The sequence below is a fragment of the Enterococcus devriesei genome, from assembly GCF_001885905.1.
GTDB classification, from domain to species: domain Bacteria; phylum Bacillota; class Bacilli; order Lactobacillales; family Enterococcaceae; genus Enterococcus_A; species Enterococcus_A devriesei.
The window spans coordinates 1-14,744 of the sequence record NZ_JXKM01000022.1; the positions used below are offsets into that span (position 1 = coordinate 1).

Annotated in this window: 15 protein-coding genes and 2 pseudogenes; 6 read left to right on the top strand and 11 right to left on the bottom strand. The window is 35.8% G+C overall.

The window, feature by feature from the left end; genetic code table 11:
- Positions 1-431: 431 nt before the first annotated feature.
- A pseudogene (locus tag RV00_RS16745) lies at positions 432-779 on the top strand (transposase); the annotation flags it as partial.
- A gap of 2 nt (positions 780-781) precedes the next feature.
- Here RV00_RS16745 and RV00_RS15325 read toward each other — a convergent pair.
- Positions 782-1,666, bottom strand: a pseudogene (locus tag RV00_RS15325) (class C sortase); the annotation flags it as partial.
- Between the two features lie 102 nt (positions 1,667-1,768).
- On the opposite strand from RV00_RS15325, the gene istA reads away from it, so the two are divergent.
- Positions 1,769-2,995: an IS21 family transposase gene (gene istA, locus RV00_RS15330; protein ID WP_048722674.1), complete on the top strand. Its 1,227-nt coding sequence runs from the start codon at positions 1,769-1,771 to the stop codon at positions 2,993-2,995.
- A 10-nt stretch (positions 2,996-3,005) separates the two neighbouring features.
- Complete coding sequence (gene istB, locus RV00_RS15335) at positions 3,006-3,764, top strand: IS21-like element helper ATPase IstB (protein WP_048722676.1); 759 nt, start codon at positions 3,006-3,008, stop codon at positions 3,762-3,764.
- Positions 3,765-4,063: 299 nt separating this feature from the next.
- Here the strand turns inward: istB and RV00_RS15345 are convergent, their stop codons facing one another.
- From RV00_RS15345 to RV00_RS16850, 6 genes are all read right to left on the bottom strand, one after another.
- Positions 4,064-4,828 carry an ABC transporter permease gene (locus RV00_RS15345; protein WP_002311027.1) on the bottom strand — a complete coding sequence of 255 codons (765 nt, stop codon included), beginning with the start codon at positions 4,826-4,828 and terminating at the stop codon, positions 4,064-4,066.
- On the bottom strand, positions 4,825-5,478 hold the full coding sequence (locus RV00_RS15350) for an ABC transporter ATP-binding protein (RefSeq protein ID WP_071863431.1): 654 nt from the start codon (positions 5,476-5,478) through the stop codon (positions 4,825-4,827). The genes RV00_RS15345 and RV00_RS15350 overlap by 4 nt, the downstream gene beginning before the upstream one ends.
- A gap of 83 nt (positions 5,479-5,561) precedes the next feature.
- Positions 5,562-5,984, bottom strand: a complete 423-nt coding sequence (locus tag RV00_RS15355; protein ID WP_002307506.1) for a cupin domain-containing protein — start codon at positions 5,982-5,984, stop codon at positions 5,562-5,564.
- A gap of 723 nt (positions 5,985-6,707) precedes the next feature.
- Entirely contained in the window at positions 6,708-6,896 is a 189-nt protein-coding gene (locus RV00_RS15365; protein ID WP_002311028.1) for a hypothetical protein, read from the bottom strand.
- A 941-nt stretch (positions 6,897-7,837) separates the two neighbouring features.
- On the bottom strand, positions 7,838-8,029 hold the full coding sequence (locus RV00_RS15375) for a hypothetical protein (protein ID WP_002314345.1): 192 nt from the start codon (positions 8,027-8,029) through the stop codon (positions 7,838-7,840).
- A 218-nt stretch (positions 8,030-8,247) separates the two neighbouring features.
- The gene (locus RV00_RS16850) at positions 8,248-8,484 is read right to left on the bottom strand and encodes a hypothetical protein (protein ID WP_002341366.1); all 237 of its coding nucleotides are present in this window, start codon (positions 8,482-8,484) and stop codon (positions 8,248-8,250) included.
- Positions 8,485-9,094: 610 nt separating this feature from the next.
- Between RV00_RS16850 and RV00_RS16755 the strand changes: the two genes are divergently transcribed.
- The gene (locus RV00_RS16755; RefSeq protein WP_249024116.1) at positions 9,095-9,550 is read left to right on the top strand and encodes a hypothetical protein; all 456 of its coding nucleotides are present in this window, start codon (positions 9,095-9,097) and stop codon (positions 9,548-9,550) included.
- Positions 9,551-9,651: 101 nt separating this feature from the next.
- Here the strand turns inward: RV00_RS16755 and RV00_RS15395 are convergent, their stop codons facing one another.
- From RV00_RS15395 to RV00_RS15405, 3 genes are all read right to left on the bottom strand, one after another.
- Entirely contained in the window at positions 9,652-9,909 is a 258-nt protein-coding gene (locus tag RV00_RS15395; protein ID WP_249024117.1) for a hypothetical protein, read from the bottom strand.
- 3 nt (positions 9,910-9,912) lie between these two features.
- Positions 9,913-10,200 (bottom strand): type III secretion system protein PrgN, encoded by a 288-nt coding sequence (locus RV00_RS15400; protein ID WP_071863432.1) that lies wholly within the window; start codon positions 10,198-10,200, stop codon positions 9,913-9,915.
- Positions 10,201-10,336: 136 nt separating this feature from the next.
- Complete coding sequence (locus RV00_RS15405; protein ID WP_071863433.1) at positions 10,337-11,836, bottom strand: primase C-terminal domain-containing protein; 1,500 nt, start codon at positions 11,834-11,836, stop codon at positions 10,337-10,339.
- A gap of 552 nt (positions 11,837-12,388) precedes the next feature.
- Here RV00_RS15405 and RV00_RS15410 point away from each other — a divergent pair.
- Both RV00_RS15410 and RV00_RS15415 read left to right on the top strand, forming a co-directional pair.
- Positions 12,389-13,300, top strand: a complete 912-nt coding sequence (locus RV00_RS15410) for a ParA family protein (RefSeq protein WP_071863434.1) — start codon at positions 12,389-12,391, stop codon at positions 13,298-13,300.
- Position 13,301: 1 nt separating this feature from the next.
- Positions 13,302-13,673, top strand: coding sequence for a hypothetical protein (locus tag RV00_RS15415; protein ID WP_016629602.1), 372 nt, complete (start codon positions 13,302-13,304; stop codon positions 13,671-13,673).
- A 179-nt stretch (positions 13,674-13,852) separates the two neighbouring features.
- On the opposite strand, the gene RV00_RS15425 is transcribed toward RV00_RS15415, so the two are convergent.
- On the bottom strand, positions 13,853-14,744 hold an 892-nt coding region (locus RV00_RS15425), incomplete at its 5' end, for an IS3 family transposase (protein ID WP_169818960.1).

The following is a 14,744-nucleotide window of genomic DNA, read 5'->3' on the forward strand; positions in this document are numbered from 1 at the left end:
GAAAAACTTTGCAACAGAACCTTCCTGCTGCTACCTTAACTGATCCATCACTTAACTTATCAATTTCTTGAATAATAGCATATCCATGAACGGGTGTAGTTAAAACTAAAATAATATAAAAAAGTTCTTTCCGTTAAAGGTAAATATGGATTTCTAATCATACAAAGAAAGTCAAGTATTAGAAAAAAGTTCACTAGGATAATAGTCTAAGATTCTATTAAAAATTCAAAAGATCAAGTGTTCACTTCGCTCTCACTGCCCTCGACGTTTTAGTAGCCTTTCCCTCACTTCGTTCAGTCCAAGCCAACTAAAAATTTTCGGGCTACTCTCTCCTTCACCCTAAAAAATAAATCGAGTTGTGTGTCTGTTTTCGGCCATTTTGATATCTTATTTAAACTTTCTTGAATAAATGTACGCTCTAAACGAGGTCACTGGAACATCCGTTTCAAGCCTTTCGTGTAAGAATGATGAAAAAGCTGCAATTAAAAGGGCTCAAAAATGAAGCACAGAAACTGAAAGTACATTGGCGTTTCTTAACTAAAAACAGATGGAATATTAAAAAACTTGGTGTAGTTTCCGTGCACCTAAATTCCCACTTCTTACAGAAAGTTTAGACGAAGAATTTAGAAAAAACTACAAAATTTACTCAAATATAACGAAGGTATGCGAAGTGCATTGATTTATCCCCATACCAATGACAAAATAGAAGCTAAGAATACCCATATTAAACAATGAAACGTGTATCTTATGGATTTAAATCATTTGATAACATGAGCATTTTTTATTTGACTTCTAGCATTCTTTCTTCTTTTAACATAACTTTTTTCTTATTTATCTTCCAAATCTTGGATGGCCTCTTTTTTTTCTTCAAACCAAACTGCACCAACCAACTCTTGCCCAATTTCAAACGATAGCAATCCCCTGGTAGATCGGTAAAAGTGACTTGTCCGGTTTGATCTGTTAGTTCTTGATAGGCTTTTCCATTACGCCGCAGGGCTTTTTTCCCTTTTTTATCATAGAGTGCGATTGGCGTATGTTCTGCCACGCCTTCTAAGCAAACAGTGAAATCAAAACGCACTTTCCGCAATCGGTAACGGGCGATCACATGATACAATTGATAAATAGCGGCTAAGATCAACAGGGCCGTCCCCGCCAAGATAGCGATTTGTTTCAACTTACGAAAACGATCGCCTTTGACTTGTTTTTTCTCGGCAGCCGGTGTATATGGCACGCGTTTTCCTGTGACTAACAAACGGTGACTATTGATCATATAAGGGGTACAGGTCATGAGCGTCACCAAGTCTTGGCCTGGTTCGATCTTTAAAACCGAAGTCTGATCTGGCGTCACGACTTGGCTGTCAAACACTTCATAAGCCAAGGTTTCCCCTAAGACATTTAGCAGAAAAATATCACCGTTTTTAAGCTCCGGCAGATTGGTGAAGAGTTCCCGTTCTGGCAAGCCACGATGAGCCGAGATCACCGCATGGGTACTTGCGCCACCAACAGGAAAGGACGTGCCATCTAGGACCGTCGCACCTTGTTCCAATAAATCATCATTGGTCGTATCAAATAGCGGTAACTCAATGGCCAAATCAGGAAGATTGATGGTCCCAATCAAATGCTTTTTGTAATAAGCAGCTGAAACCGTACCACCATTCGGATTCGCTGTAAAGGGCCACGATAAAATGTAGGAAAAAGGCCATCGAAAATGTAGGCTGAATTCAAATCTGATAATCTTTTTCATGAAAACATTCAAGGAGAGTGAATCATGAGAAAAGATGTCTTAGAAGGAGTCCTACGCCACATTATGAACGATATTCAACCAAATTACGCAGCTTTGGCTAAACAATACAATTGTGATTACAGAACTGTTAAACGCTATTACGAAGCTGGTAGAAAAGGAAATATAGACCAGCTAAAAAAAAGAAAGTCTTCAAGTTCTCCTTTACTTTCTGGATTTGAAGAGATTATTAGAGATAAATTGGAGTTGAGCTGTTCTGCTTCTTCTATTTATTACTTTATTAAAAAAATGGGTTACACAGGTGGTTATACTACCGTCAAACGATATTGTCGTCACTATCGTGACGAACGGGTGAAAAAAGCAACGATTCGGATTGAAACAACTCCTGGTCTTTCAGCTCAAGTTGACTGGAAGGAAAACATCAAGATGGTGAGTAAATATGGCGAAGTGTTCTACTTTAATATTTTCCTATACGTCTTGGGTTATTCACGCATGAAATATTTAGAAGTGACCTTTGATAGAACGCAGTCCACTGTGTTCCATTGCTTAGTAAATGCGTTTGAGTACTGTGGAAACGGTGTTCCTCAAGAAATATGGTTTGATAATATGAAAACCGTGGTTGATCGAGGAAAAAGTCAATTTAGTCAAACTGTTTTTAACGAGAAATTCCGACAATTTGCGAAAGATGCGCGATTCAATCCTATTGCTTGTCGCCCATTTAGACCACAAACTAAAGGAAAGGTAGAAGCATTAGCTCGAACGGTCAATCGATTAATGGTTTTCAATTATGAATTTGAAAACGAACAAGATCTTAGAAGAATTGTAAATGAGTTTATGGACGATTTAAACAATGAACGTTCTCAAGCCGTAAATGCCAAACCAATCAAATTGCTCAATGATGAAAAAGCTATTCTAATTCCTTTAAATCGTTTGGAACTCTTACGTTATGTTTCCAGAAACCTACATGTAAAAAGAAAAGTTTCCATTGAATCCATGGTTCAATATCAAAATTCAAAATATTCTGTTCCCTTGAAATATATTGGCAAAGAAGTGACTCTGGATGTCCGGAAGGATAACCTTTTCATCTGGTATGGGCATCAATGTATTCGTTCGCATCCATTAAGTGAAAAAGCGTTGAATTATCAACGGGATGATTCGCTTGAAATTCTTCGGTCTGACGTCTTCAAATATTTGGAAGATGAAGAACTAGAGCGGTTTGTAGAGGAAAATTTAGATGCTTATGATGAATTATAAGGAGGAACTTATGTCAAATTACCATCAGTTATTGAACCAGTTAACAGATTTAAATCTTACGTGTGTCAAAGAAAATTTACCTGCACATTTAGATGAGGTAGCCAAAAGTGATAAATCTCTTGTCGATTCTTTATTTGAATTGACGTCTCAAGAAATTAGTTATCGAAAAGCTGAAACCCAAAGAAAAATCTTGAAACGTGCAATGTTTCCTTATCATAAACGTCTCTATGATTTTAATTTTGATTTCCAACCAAAAATTAAAAAAAGTGAAATCCAAGATTTAGTAACTTTGCGCTTCTTAGATACCTATGACAATATTCTTTTCATCGGAAATAGCGGTGTAGGGAAAACGCACTTAGCTGTTTCTATTGGTTTAGAGTGTATAGATAGAGGGTTAAGTTGCTTATTTATCACCAGTACAGAGCTCGTCAATCGGCTCATTCGAGCACATAAGCGTGGAACAAGTGATACTATGCTTAAGAAATATGCAGGATACGCTGTATTAATTATTGATGAAGTTGGCTACTTACCATTTTCAAAAGAAGGATCCAATTTACTATTTCAATTAATCAATATGCGTTATGAGAGGAAATCGACAATTATTACTACAAATATTCCGCTTTCTCAATGGTCGGAAATATTTGGAAATAAGAAATTAACAAATGCTTTATTGGACCGCTTGGTCCATCACTCTAAAATCATTCAAATTACAGGGCCTTCTTATAGAATGAAAAGCTATAGCGAAGACAAAGCGAAAGAAAACAAATAATACAGAAGACCGAATACCGAATACCTACATTTTCAATGGCCCAAAACCAACATTTTTTTGTGACCCTTGACAGAGGATAGGCATGTTCAAAACAATCAGTCCGATATCCTTTTAATCCAGTTGCTGCACTATATAAAAAATTTCATCATAGTTTCGCCCTAGTCGTTCCAAAGATTCGATGACAAAAATATCCTTCTTCCTTAAAAAATGAAGTTCTTTTTGCAATTATTCTCGTGAGGTCTTCTTTTAACTACATAAAATTGTAACCACTGGTTTTAAGAGTAGTGTATCATCCCAAATCATATAATTAATTGACTGCGATTGTTATAAAACTCACGGTAAGCCATATAACTAGCAATAAATGAAGAAATCGCAGTAACTGAAATCAACATAAACATCACAACAATTTGGTAACGAATCGCTTGAACAGGATCAATTCCCGCAAAAATCAACCCTGACATCATACCTGGTAGGCTGACAAGTCCAACCGTTTTGGTTCGGTCAATAGAAGGAGCCATGCCCGTTTTGACGCTTTCTCTTACAATACTCATGGACGCTTGTTTTTTATTGGCTCCCAATGCCAATTTTTCCAATACCTGTTGGCGTTGGTCCGTAAATTTTGAATTCAAAGACCGATAGGTCACTCCAATCGCAGTCATGGCGTTGCTGGCAATCATGCCTGTAATTGGAACGATTTGGGAAGGGGTCCAGTCAATGACTCCTGAAAAAACAAGAATGAGTAAGGACAAGGCTGTTCCTACTCCAATAGCCGTCGTTGAAATTTTAAAAGAGCGGTTGATCCCCTCACTGCGTGTATGGGCGTTATAAGAAGCGTTGAACACAATGAACAAAACCATCGCTAAAGTGAGAAAGTTGTTATCCACTCGTAATACGTAGCTCAATACATATCCAATAAGGAATAATTGAACGACAGCGCGAATTCCCGCAATAAAAATGTCGTTTCCTAATCCCAATTTCTCTTTGTAATCAATCAACAAGGCAACTATCAAGAGGACAGAGGATAAAAGCAAAGAAAGATTACTGATTTCCAAATTGTTTGTCATTTCGATTCCTCCATTTTTCCACCTTTGATAGTAATCAGACGAGAAGCTTGGTCGATTTCTTCCTGGTTGTGAGTGACGGCCAACACCGTAGTTTGTTGGTCTTTCATCATGTCTCGGACTAAATCAAGGATAATCGCTCTGTTTTCTTGGTCCAATGAACTGGTAACTTCATCCAGGAGCAACACTTTCGGTTGATACATCAAATTTCGGACCAATGCAACCCGTTGTTTTTCCCCTCCTGATAGTTCCTTGACCTCTTTCGATAAGTAAGTTTCAGGTATTTGAACTCGTTCTAACAATTTTTTTGCACGTTCCCGATCAAATCCTTCTTCTCTTATGCGTGCAGGAAAAGACAAGTTCTCTTGAACTGTCTCATCGAATAGAGAAGCGTTTTGAAAGAAATAAGAGACTTCTTTTCTATACTCCACAGGATCGATTTTTTGCAGATCCGTACCTCGATAATAAATTTTTCCGGAAGTTGGGGAAAGCAGCGTACCAATTAATTTCAAAAGGGTACTTTTTCCACTTCCAGAAGGACCAGAAAAAACAATCACTTCCCCTTTGTTTACTGTAAAAGAGATATCTTGAAGGATTTGGTTTCCGTTTGCCTGAAAACCAACCTTCTCTAATTGAAACAATGAATCACTCATACCACTTCTCTCCTTTATAAAAAAGCCCTGCACCAGTGGACCATCCATACGGGTGCAGGGCTTTTGTTTCATCCTAGTGTACCTCAGTGTTCGTTTGGATCGTTTTTGGCGTCTTCATGAGTAGGGTGAACCGTTCCTTCAAGGTGATCTGGACCAGCATAAATGGTATACAGTCTGAGCGGCTTATCACCGGTGTTTTCGATGTTGTGCCACATGTCCGCCGGAACAAATACGGCGTCATCATCCATCACTTTTTGTTGAACATGTAAGTTATCTTTAGAAGGCCCCATTTTACACACGCCTTCTCCTTCTTCAATACGGATAAATTGGTCAATGCCTTCGTGCACTTCCAAACCGATGTCATCGCCCGGTTGAATGGACATTACGGTGACTTGCAGTTTACTGCCTGTCCAAATGGTCGTCCGGTAATTATCATTTCCTGTGGTGGCGTCTTCAATATTGATGATATACGGCTTCTTCCCATGATCCTTGTAGTCTATTTCCATCTTCCATTCCTCCTAGTCTTTGTACTGAAACAATGATACCTACTTCTTATTTATAATAATTCTAATTAATGGTACCACATCTAAAATTCTATGCAAAAAAATTAGCTTTTTGGAGAGCGATTCTAAACAAAGACCATATAACGCGCAATTACAATTGGTACCCCTTAATCCTCAGCACATAAAGGAAAAAATATGGAATCAAAAAATAACCGATATGTACTCTGGTTATGACTTGAATCAGGGAGAATTTCAGAGACGACACATCATACTTTTTTAGTTTGCACTTGTAAAATAACTAGCGTACATTAAGTTTATGCTCACTATCAAGCGTTGTCAATCCTTTAGACTCTTATCAATTTCGAAAGAAAGTAGCAAGGTTATTGATTGTGACTGTAAAAGTGGGGTGTTCCTATAAGCACATTAAACTATCTTCTCTAATTTATCATGCTATTTAAATTCTGTTTTTTCATGAGAATTTTTGTCCAAAACTTGTTAAAATGATTTTAAAAAATACTTACATACACAATCCCCAAAAGACACTAATGTCATTTCAGTCAAAAAAGATACCGCAGAAAATTTCCACCTGAGATTCAATACGATATTACTCTCTTGACAGCCAGCTTAATTCCTTAGTTGAATAGATTATTAAAGTGCACAAAAAAACAATGCGGCGTTTGTTATATTTTCTGGTATAAGCGACGGTGCTATAAACTTTTTTGCAGATTAAAAATCATATGAATTTAACTCCAGTAATAAGAGTTTAAGTGCCAATGCATGCATGATTCTTTCAATTTCCGTTTTATGAGTAGACAGAGCGATTCCTTCATTGCATTGGAAAATGAGTTTGTTTCTCGTAATATGTATGCTCTCATTTTTGGTTGCATAGTATTCTCTCCATTCGTCTTCATACATAAGAACGCCTCCTTTGATCATCCTATATTTAAGTCCTTCGTTATTAATATACGTAAAAAGTTGGTATTTTATTTTTATTTTCTCTCTCTTTAAAAAAACTGAAAAAAGAGCGGTTTACAGGCATTTTCATGGATAGTTACCCATAGATCAATCTGAAATGAGCGTAGAACTTCCCTCTCAAACACTGGTTTTTTAGAGAAATACGAAATATTAGGGTTATTTGCAGAATAGCTACTTATTCTTACAAAGCAACAAGCGAGCAAAAGAAAAATTCCTTTCAAGCGTTTTTTGGCGGTACACTATTTTAGCGACAGGCAAGATATGTTCCATAACGATAAACGTTGGGTGTCCAATGCGTAAATGTATCTTTGTTTTCGTGAATCGCTTCTTCGGAAGTCAGAACAACGCCACGTCCGCCAATCATGCTTGATTTTGAGCGATACGCAAAAATAGCCCCTTTGCTTTTACCTGGCTTGGTAGTGATTGACCGACTGTGCGTGCGGATGTAAAGTATTTAATTCAACCTATATAGTATAAGAAAGTTTAAACTTTACATATATTTTTCTTGTACAAGGATTAGTTCTTCTTGTCTATGATAAAATTTATTAAACAGTTTGAAAGTAAAAACTATTCAAAGAAAGTGGGCGATAACAATGGGATTTTGGTATTTTTTAACGTTAGCTGTCGGTATAACTTTGTTGATCATAAGTGTTTCAAATAAAGAAGTATCTAGATCAACCAAATTCGTAATAGCCTGTTTTGTTTTAGGGATCTTGTTAGTCATAGGTAGTCTACTTTTATTTTTACCAGGCAGCTCTTCGATTATTGAGCAACTACTTCAACTAAATTAGCTTCGTTATTAAAAGCCGACTTTCTAAAAAAAGAAAATCGGTTTTTATTTGTACTGGTCGAAAAAATTTTTTCTACGGCTGATTTTGACTTTATTTTAGATCCAGCTGAACGATCAGCGGCTCCCCTTCTTGCGTTGCTTCATCCAACATTAAAGAATAAACATCGGCATCCTCTTTCGTGATACGTACCTGTTGCGCACTCATTTCGCCAGCACCCACTTCTTGAATACGCATCATTTGGTTCTCTGGATCCACGCTATTGATAAAGTAATAATTTTCCATGACTTTCCTCTTTCTCCTAATTGAATAGGTCTGACTCTTGACTCATTTTTGCTTGTTCGATTTCACGCTGCAGCTTTTCAAAAGCTACTTTATTTTTGAATTGATCAAATTCATTGCTCGTCACCCGTTCCAGGTGTTTGACTTGATTTGTGACCGACCGACGATACTTTACCGATGATCGATAGAAATAAAGTAAGAGACTTTTTCGAAAATAGCCATCATCTATTCCACTTTTTTAATTTGGTATTTGTTGCGATTAGCTCATAATGATCGATTATATTGGAATAACTGACGTGATCGGATGCTACATAAACAAGGACTTGATTTGAATCCAATCCTTCATATTTGAGATCAAAAACGACGAAATAGGTTTGATCATCGTTCGTATAAACACTTAGATCTTCTATGCTAATTTTGGCATCTTCAAGGTCCATATCCCCAATCGATTGCGTCATTTCCTAGTTATATTCATCAGTAATCAACTTCATTTCGTTCAAAGGAAAAATCTTTTCCAATATCTTCAACTCACTTGAGAAGGCACTTACCCTTCAATTCCGATTTTCACAGAGATATTGTCTAGCAGAAATAAAAATGGATAGGTCGCTTTTATCGTACAAGGTACCGTATCTCCAAACACTTCTTTTTACCCTAATGATGAATTTTGTATCATATACTAGCCTTGAAATTGTTTATTTGAGTAATCTTTGAGCTCTGCAACTGCTTCAGCTGTCAATCCACTTTTCTGTTCAATCTGATAATTGACTTGTTAGTGATAAGTAGTGATTGTTTGAATTCGATATCCGAAGACAACAACACTCAAAAAAACGTTACAACCTTGTTGAACATCATGATGTTCAACAAGCTATCTTGCTATACAAGGATGTTTTAGAAACGAAAACAATAATTTGACACTAATCCGTTTAAGAATGCTGCTTGAGAAATTTTTATCAAATGACACTACTCAAATTCCTAAAATCGATATCACTAAAGCCCTGGCTCTTATAAATCAAATCATAAGAAGCCACGTACCCGACTTCTTATGATTTCCAATTTTTCGCAGACTTTATGACCCCATTATCTATTGACCAGCTGCAAATAGTTAGTCAAAAACTACTTGCTGTTGACTTCAATGTCATGGACTCATTCAACCATTTTTACAAGAAATATTACCCTATCTGCTTGGGAAACTTATCTGACGGCTTAATGGACTTAGGGTACTTTGAAGAATCAAAACTCATATTGGAAAAACTAGCTTTCGTAGCAGACCATGTGGACTCTATCGAATTAAAAATGTGGGCACAATACCTAACAAACGTACTAAATATTTACATGGATGATCAACTTAATGAAAAACAGAATCGATTAAATAAATTAAATCAAATCGTAACAAATTGGCACAATTTATTGCCATCCAGTCATTTGGTAGAAGGTCTACACGGCACTTTCCAACGTTTATCTGACAGAAACGGTGATCGTCCAAACAACATTCATATTCCACCTGTATACATTTTAAAGCCATAGGAAAAAGCCTAGTATCTATTTATTGCTAGGCTCTTTTGTATACCTCTACACATTCATTTCCTTCTTCCAGCATTCATAAGACTCAACAGTTGCACTTTTTTTCATTCTCCTACAAATTCGACTAAACAATGACCACTTATAATCATCAAGAATGGCAGTCCTACTCCTCCTAATCCTAAGAAAAACAGTAAAAGTAAATACAAAAATAGCATCATATTCGTCCATAACGATAAAAGAGTCAACAAAAGAGAAACTAAGCCTACTGTAACAAATGAAAAGAACAGAATACCATAATAAATTTTCAAAAGAACAGACCATTCTTTGATTCTATTAAGAACAGATAACTCCTCCTCAATCATTCATCAATCCACCTGCTCTTTCTTCTTCTTGGGATCAATACTCTTTAAAAACCTCTCCTCCAATACCAATAAATGACGATAAACATCATCCATCGAACAGCCTGAAGAAAGACTAAGGCAATATAAAAAATCACAAGGTAACGTTTTTACTGCACGGTTTCTTGTTACCCAGCTTGCTACTGTACTCTGCTTATAGCCATGTAACTCACAAAATTGCTCTACCGTAAGACCTAACCGCGAAATAATAAACACATTGATCGGGTAGGGATATACAAAGGTATTGATACTCATAGTCAGAAAGACCTCCCCCCATATTATTACGTTTGCGATAATAGTACTACTCTTTCTTAAGACCAGCAAGCAAGGCGGAGAAAAAGAAGGAACGTATCATAGATATAATGTAATAGGCAATTTGCACCTTTTAATTTCAACCTGTATCAATCATGAACAGATCTGTTTGCACGCCGATCTTATTGGGTTCTATCAAGCGTTTCAGTGCTGTCTGGATAAACATGTATTCTCTTCCAAAAGCTTCTGAGATCGCAGCGAAATAAGCCCCCTGGCTTTCTTTTTTTAGCCGGATAACGGAGCGCATCAATCCATGTATCGAAGCTAGCATAATACCTCCATTACGACCAGCACGAACACGAAAATGAATTTTGTTCTCTTCTCTTAACTGCTTCAGTACTTTGTCCAGGGAACGTTTTGGGATCTTTAAACGTTCAGTTAACTCTTTTTTTGTAGAAATAATGTATGGTTGTTCTTCATAGGATTGCTCATTCAAATAGGACAGTAGATCTTCTGCCCATTCATGACTATGTGAATACTTGCGAACAGCTCTTTCTTTCTTGAATTTCCACCAACCTCGTTTTTTGTTGAATAGCTGCTCTTCAGAAAGATTGGCATCGACCCACTCTTGGCATAATAGGACAATTTTTTCTCTGTGCGCTGCTTGATACTTTCCGGAGTAAGCGGAACGAATGATTCTGGTTAATTCTCGATCAGATAAAGGGTTAGCCAAGCGGTCATTGAATTCTAACATCGTCAATTCACATGCTTCTACTTCGTATTCTGACGAAAAGTATGCCAAAGACAAGGTGAATATGACATTATTTCGACCATATATACCCTTTTCACCTTGTATTTTTTGACTTTTTAGCAACAGCTGGAACCAGGGTTCATCGACTTGACGAAATTCTTGAGTAGATGGTAATACAAAAACATTCTTGATCTCCGCTTTTTTATCCGCATCTTCTCTCATTGACCAGTCGATCCATTCTTCAAAACTATAGCGATACTGTGGTTCAAAGAATAAAACATTCTCTTCAGAAGGCATTCGTGTGATCCCAAAATGATTGGCATTTACATCAACAGGAAACCGATAATCATTTGAAAATTTGTTTCTTAGATTTTTTGAGATCATTTTGGCCACATTGATCACTTTAAAATTTGATTTCTTCGTCACGTATGCAGGCTTGTCTAGTACATAGAAAGCTTGAAATCCATGCGGTGTACGTAGAATCATTGTCGGCATAAAGCCGATCTCGTGACTGGCCAAGATAATTTCACCGTAGTCAAAGTTTGGATCCAATGTGTCAAAATCAACAAAGAAAGTATTGATTTGACGCAAATTGTCCTCAGAATGACCTTTTGTAAACATTCTGGCTTCATCAGCATACGTTCCATAGCGAAATACATTTGGTGTCCAATGAGTGAATCGATTATTGTTTTCGATCACCCCTTCTTCTGAAGTGATCACTAGTCCAATCCCCTCGATCATGTGTTCCTTTGAACGGTACGCAAAAATAGCCCCCTTCCCCGACTGATCACTAAAAGAGACCGGTTTTAGGTGGCTGTTTTTATATTTGAATTTACGGATACCTTTTTGTAATACCGTCGAATATACGACATCCAAAGAAGCTGCCATGACTGTTATTCCTTCCCAAACTAAAAGAGAACACAAATATTCTTAAAGATTTGTGTTCTCCCAATAGCTTAGAAGTCTTAAATGAATGACAAAATAAGCATGTATATATTGAGTTGCTCGTCAAAAAATGGTAGAATAAGCCTGTAAGTTCGGATTGTCAGTCCGAAAGACTTATCAAAATTACATAAGTGGTTGTCAGCCACTTACATAACTTCTGAGACGAGCGAGAACACATAGGCTTTTTATGTGATTCAGATAGAATAGTGAGGCCAATTTCACTTTTTTATCCGTCTCTTTTTTTTATGTAATTTTCTTTTAAAGTGTAAACTTTTTTTTAATGCTGTAAACCTTTTTTTTATACTACAAAGTTACCCTATTTTTAAACATTTGTAAAGATTATCAAGTGACTTAATTATAAATTATATTTTATAAAATATAATTTATAAAATATAATTGACAACATATTTACTTCTGGTATAATGTTCTTAGATATATATATATATTATATTTTGCAATTTATATTTTATATTTTATAAACGGGAGGTTTGTTTAATGGAATTATCGCAAGAAAACTTGAAAATTGTTTTTGAATATAGAAATGTCGTCAGAAGACCATTAACTATTACTGTAGCAAATTCCAAGGGTGGAGTAGGTAAAACTACTATTATAAGATACTTGAGCTATGTACTTGCTAATATGGGATTTAAAGTGTTGGTAGTGGATGCCGATCCGCAATCAAATACTACAAAGACAATGTTGTTGACTAAAAATTATCACTCTAAAGACGATGACATTTTCATTATTGAAAAAACTATGCTAGCTGGAATCGTTGAACGAGATTTAAAACAATTAGTTCTTCCAATAATTGAAAACTTGGATTGCATTCCATCACATATAGATTTTAAAAACTTTCCAAAATATTTAACTAAGCTTTATGGGGACGCTATAGAAGGAATAGACGCTGATTATATCGAGGTCGAAAAAAACAGAATTTCAGTCTTGAAAGATTTACTTGAGCCAGCCAAGCCGGATTACGATTTTGTTCTCATCGATACTCCACCTACTATGTCTGATTTCACTAGGAATGCTGCTTACGCTTCTGACTATATTATTATGGCTTTTCAAACACAATCCGACAGCTTAGATGGCGTTGAAGATTATATATCAGAAGAAGTCACTCCTCTTGTTGAAAAATTTGATTGTAAAACTGAAATAGTTGGAATACTTCCAAATCAGTTGAGTAAAGGTAGTATAGATCGCCAAGTTGTCAACGATGCTATCGAAAAGTTTGGTGATCAAAACCTTTTTGATAATATTTTACCACATGTTAAGCGAGTGCAAACAACACCGAGGACAGGTCTAAATACTGATACTTATTGGGACAAACTTGCTTACGAAGAAGTTTTTGTACCTTTAGCAAAAGATTTCATTCATAGAATAAAATTATTCGAAGGAGAAAACTAACATGACAGATAATGCAAAACCAGGTTTCTTTTCTAAGCAAAAACCTGATAATTCTTATAAAGAGATCCCTAAACCGAAATCAGCATTTACTTCTGACAACACAGATTTACTAGAAAATATTCACCCTGAAGAAGATGTATTAAAGATAAACAACAAGTCTCTTGGTGTACCAGCCATAGTCTGGTGCGAATTTACGGCTTTGCTTGATACAACTGATAATGATTATACCTATGAACTACTCGAAGAATTAATTCACGAAAGAACTGCACGTTTCGATCACAATCAAGAAATAACCTACAAACGAATATTAGAGCGTAAGAAAGATCAGGAAAGAGAACGTATATATAAGAAAGAAAAAAGGAAGAAGATTTAGATCTTCTTCCTTTTTATTTACAAATTATATTTTACAATTTATATTTTATAAAATATAAATTGTAAAATATAATTTTGCCTTTAAAATCAATTAATTAAACACTATAATAGATTTTTGTAAATTTTCTTTTATAATTTTGGATTTGAGTCAATATCTTGGACATATTTTAGTAGAGACTGCTAAGACATTTTCTCTGTTTCTAAATCTTCAAACTCCTGTGGAGTTAAGTAATGAATCGAACTATGGATTCGATTACGATTATAAAATCCTTCAATGTAGCTAAATAAAGATCGATTCGCTTCTTCGAAGTCTGAGTAAGTCGTCGTGTATACTTCTTCTTTTTTCAATGATGCATGGAAGGACTCAATTCCTGCATTATCATATGGTGTTCCTTTGCGACTATAGGAATGCCTTATTTTATTATTTTCAAGCCAATTTTCCACTTCGATTGCTGTATATTGACTACCTAAATCAGTGTGTAGAATCATTCCTTCTGGGATGTGGTACCGTTGCTTTGCTTGATTGAATGTTTGTAACACACAATCGACAGTCATTCGTTTAGAAAATGTATAGCTAATAATCTTTTTCGTGTGTAAATCCATAATCGAAGATAAGTAACACCAACCATTTTTCTTAGTTGGAATGTAGGTGATATCAGCTACCCATTTTTCACAGATAGTTTTAGTAGAAAAGTCCTGATTTAAGATGTTCTCTTTTAAAACAACCGGCTGAACAGGCCGTTGAGGTCTGTATTTCTTAACCACAATTGACCTTAGATTTAATTGTTTCATCAGTTTTTGTACATGCTTAAGAGATACTGAAATTCCTTCTTTTAGCAACACTTGATGGATTTTTGTTGCACCATATCTCTGTTTATGATCAAAAAAGATCGTTGAAATCTTCTTTTTCAATTGGTTATTTCTGACTTCTGTAGCTGTTAACGATTTATTTTTATAAAAATAGTAGACGCTTCTAGGAATTTCTAATAACCGACACAACAAAGAAACAGTGTACTCCTTACACCATTTTTCAATGAATCGAACAAGTGACTTTAGGTCTTTCGAGAGAATA

What these genes read in the sequence shown, in the direction of transcription:
- RV00_RS15375 (WP_002314345.1), bottom strand. Translation starts at nt 8,029, where the DNA reads ATGGAAAATTATTACTTTATCAATAGCGTGGATCCAGAGAACCAAATG.
- istB (WP_048722676.1), top strand. Translation starts at nt 3,006, where the DNA reads ATGTCAAATTACCATCAGTTATTGAACCAGTTAACAGATTTAAATCTT.
- RV00_RS15400 (WP_071863432.1), bottom strand. Translation starts at nt 10,200, where the DNA reads ATGAGTATCAATACCTTTGTATATCCCTACCCGATCAATGTGTTTATT.
- RV00_RS15415 (WP_016629602.1), top strand. Translation starts at nt 13,302, where the DNA reads ATGACAGATAATGCAAAACCAGGTTTCTTTTCTAAGCAAAAACCTGAT.
- RV00_RS15350 (WP_071863431.1), bottom strand. Translation starts at nt 5,478, where the DNA reads ATGAGTGATTCATTGTTTCAATTAGAGAAGGTTGGTTTTCAGGCAAAC.
- RV00_RS15410 (WP_071863434.1), top strand. Translation starts at nt 12,389, where the DNA reads ATGGAATTATCGCAAGAAAACTTGAAAATTGTTTTTGAATATAGAAAT.
- RV00_RS15405 (WP_071863433.1), bottom strand. Translation starts at nt 11,836, where the DNA reads ATGGCAGCTTCTTTGGATGTCGTATATTCGACGGTATTACAAAAAGGT.
- RV00_RS15355 (WP_002307506.1), bottom strand. Translation starts at nt 5,984, where the DNA reads ATGGAAATAGACTACAAGGATCATGGGAAGAAGCCGTATATCATCAAT.
- RV00_RS15345 (WP_002311027.1), bottom strand. Translation starts at nt 4,828, where the DNA reads ATGACAAACAATTTGGAAATCAGTAATCTTTCTTTGCTTTTATCCTCT.
- RV00_RS16850 (WP_002341366.1), bottom strand. Translation starts at nt 8,484, where the DNA reads ATGACGCAATCGATTGGGGATATGGACCTTGAAGATGCCAAAATTAGC.
- RV00_RS15365 (WP_002311028.1), bottom strand. Translation starts at nt 6,896, where the DNA reads ATGTATGAAGACGAATGGAGAGAATACTATGCAACCAAAAATGAGAGC.
- istA (WP_048722674.1), top strand. Translation starts at nt 1,769, where the DNA reads ATGAGAAAAGATGTCTTAGAAGGAGTCCTACGCCACATTATGAACGAT.
- RV00_RS16755 (WP_249024116.1), top strand. Translation starts at nt 9,095, where the DNA reads ATGACCCCATTATCTATTGACCAGCTGCAAATAGTTAGTCAAAAACTA.
- RV00_RS15395 (WP_249024117.1), bottom strand. Translation starts at nt 9,909, where the DNA reads ATGATTGAGGAGGAGTTATCTGTTCTTAATAGAATCAAAGAATGGTCT.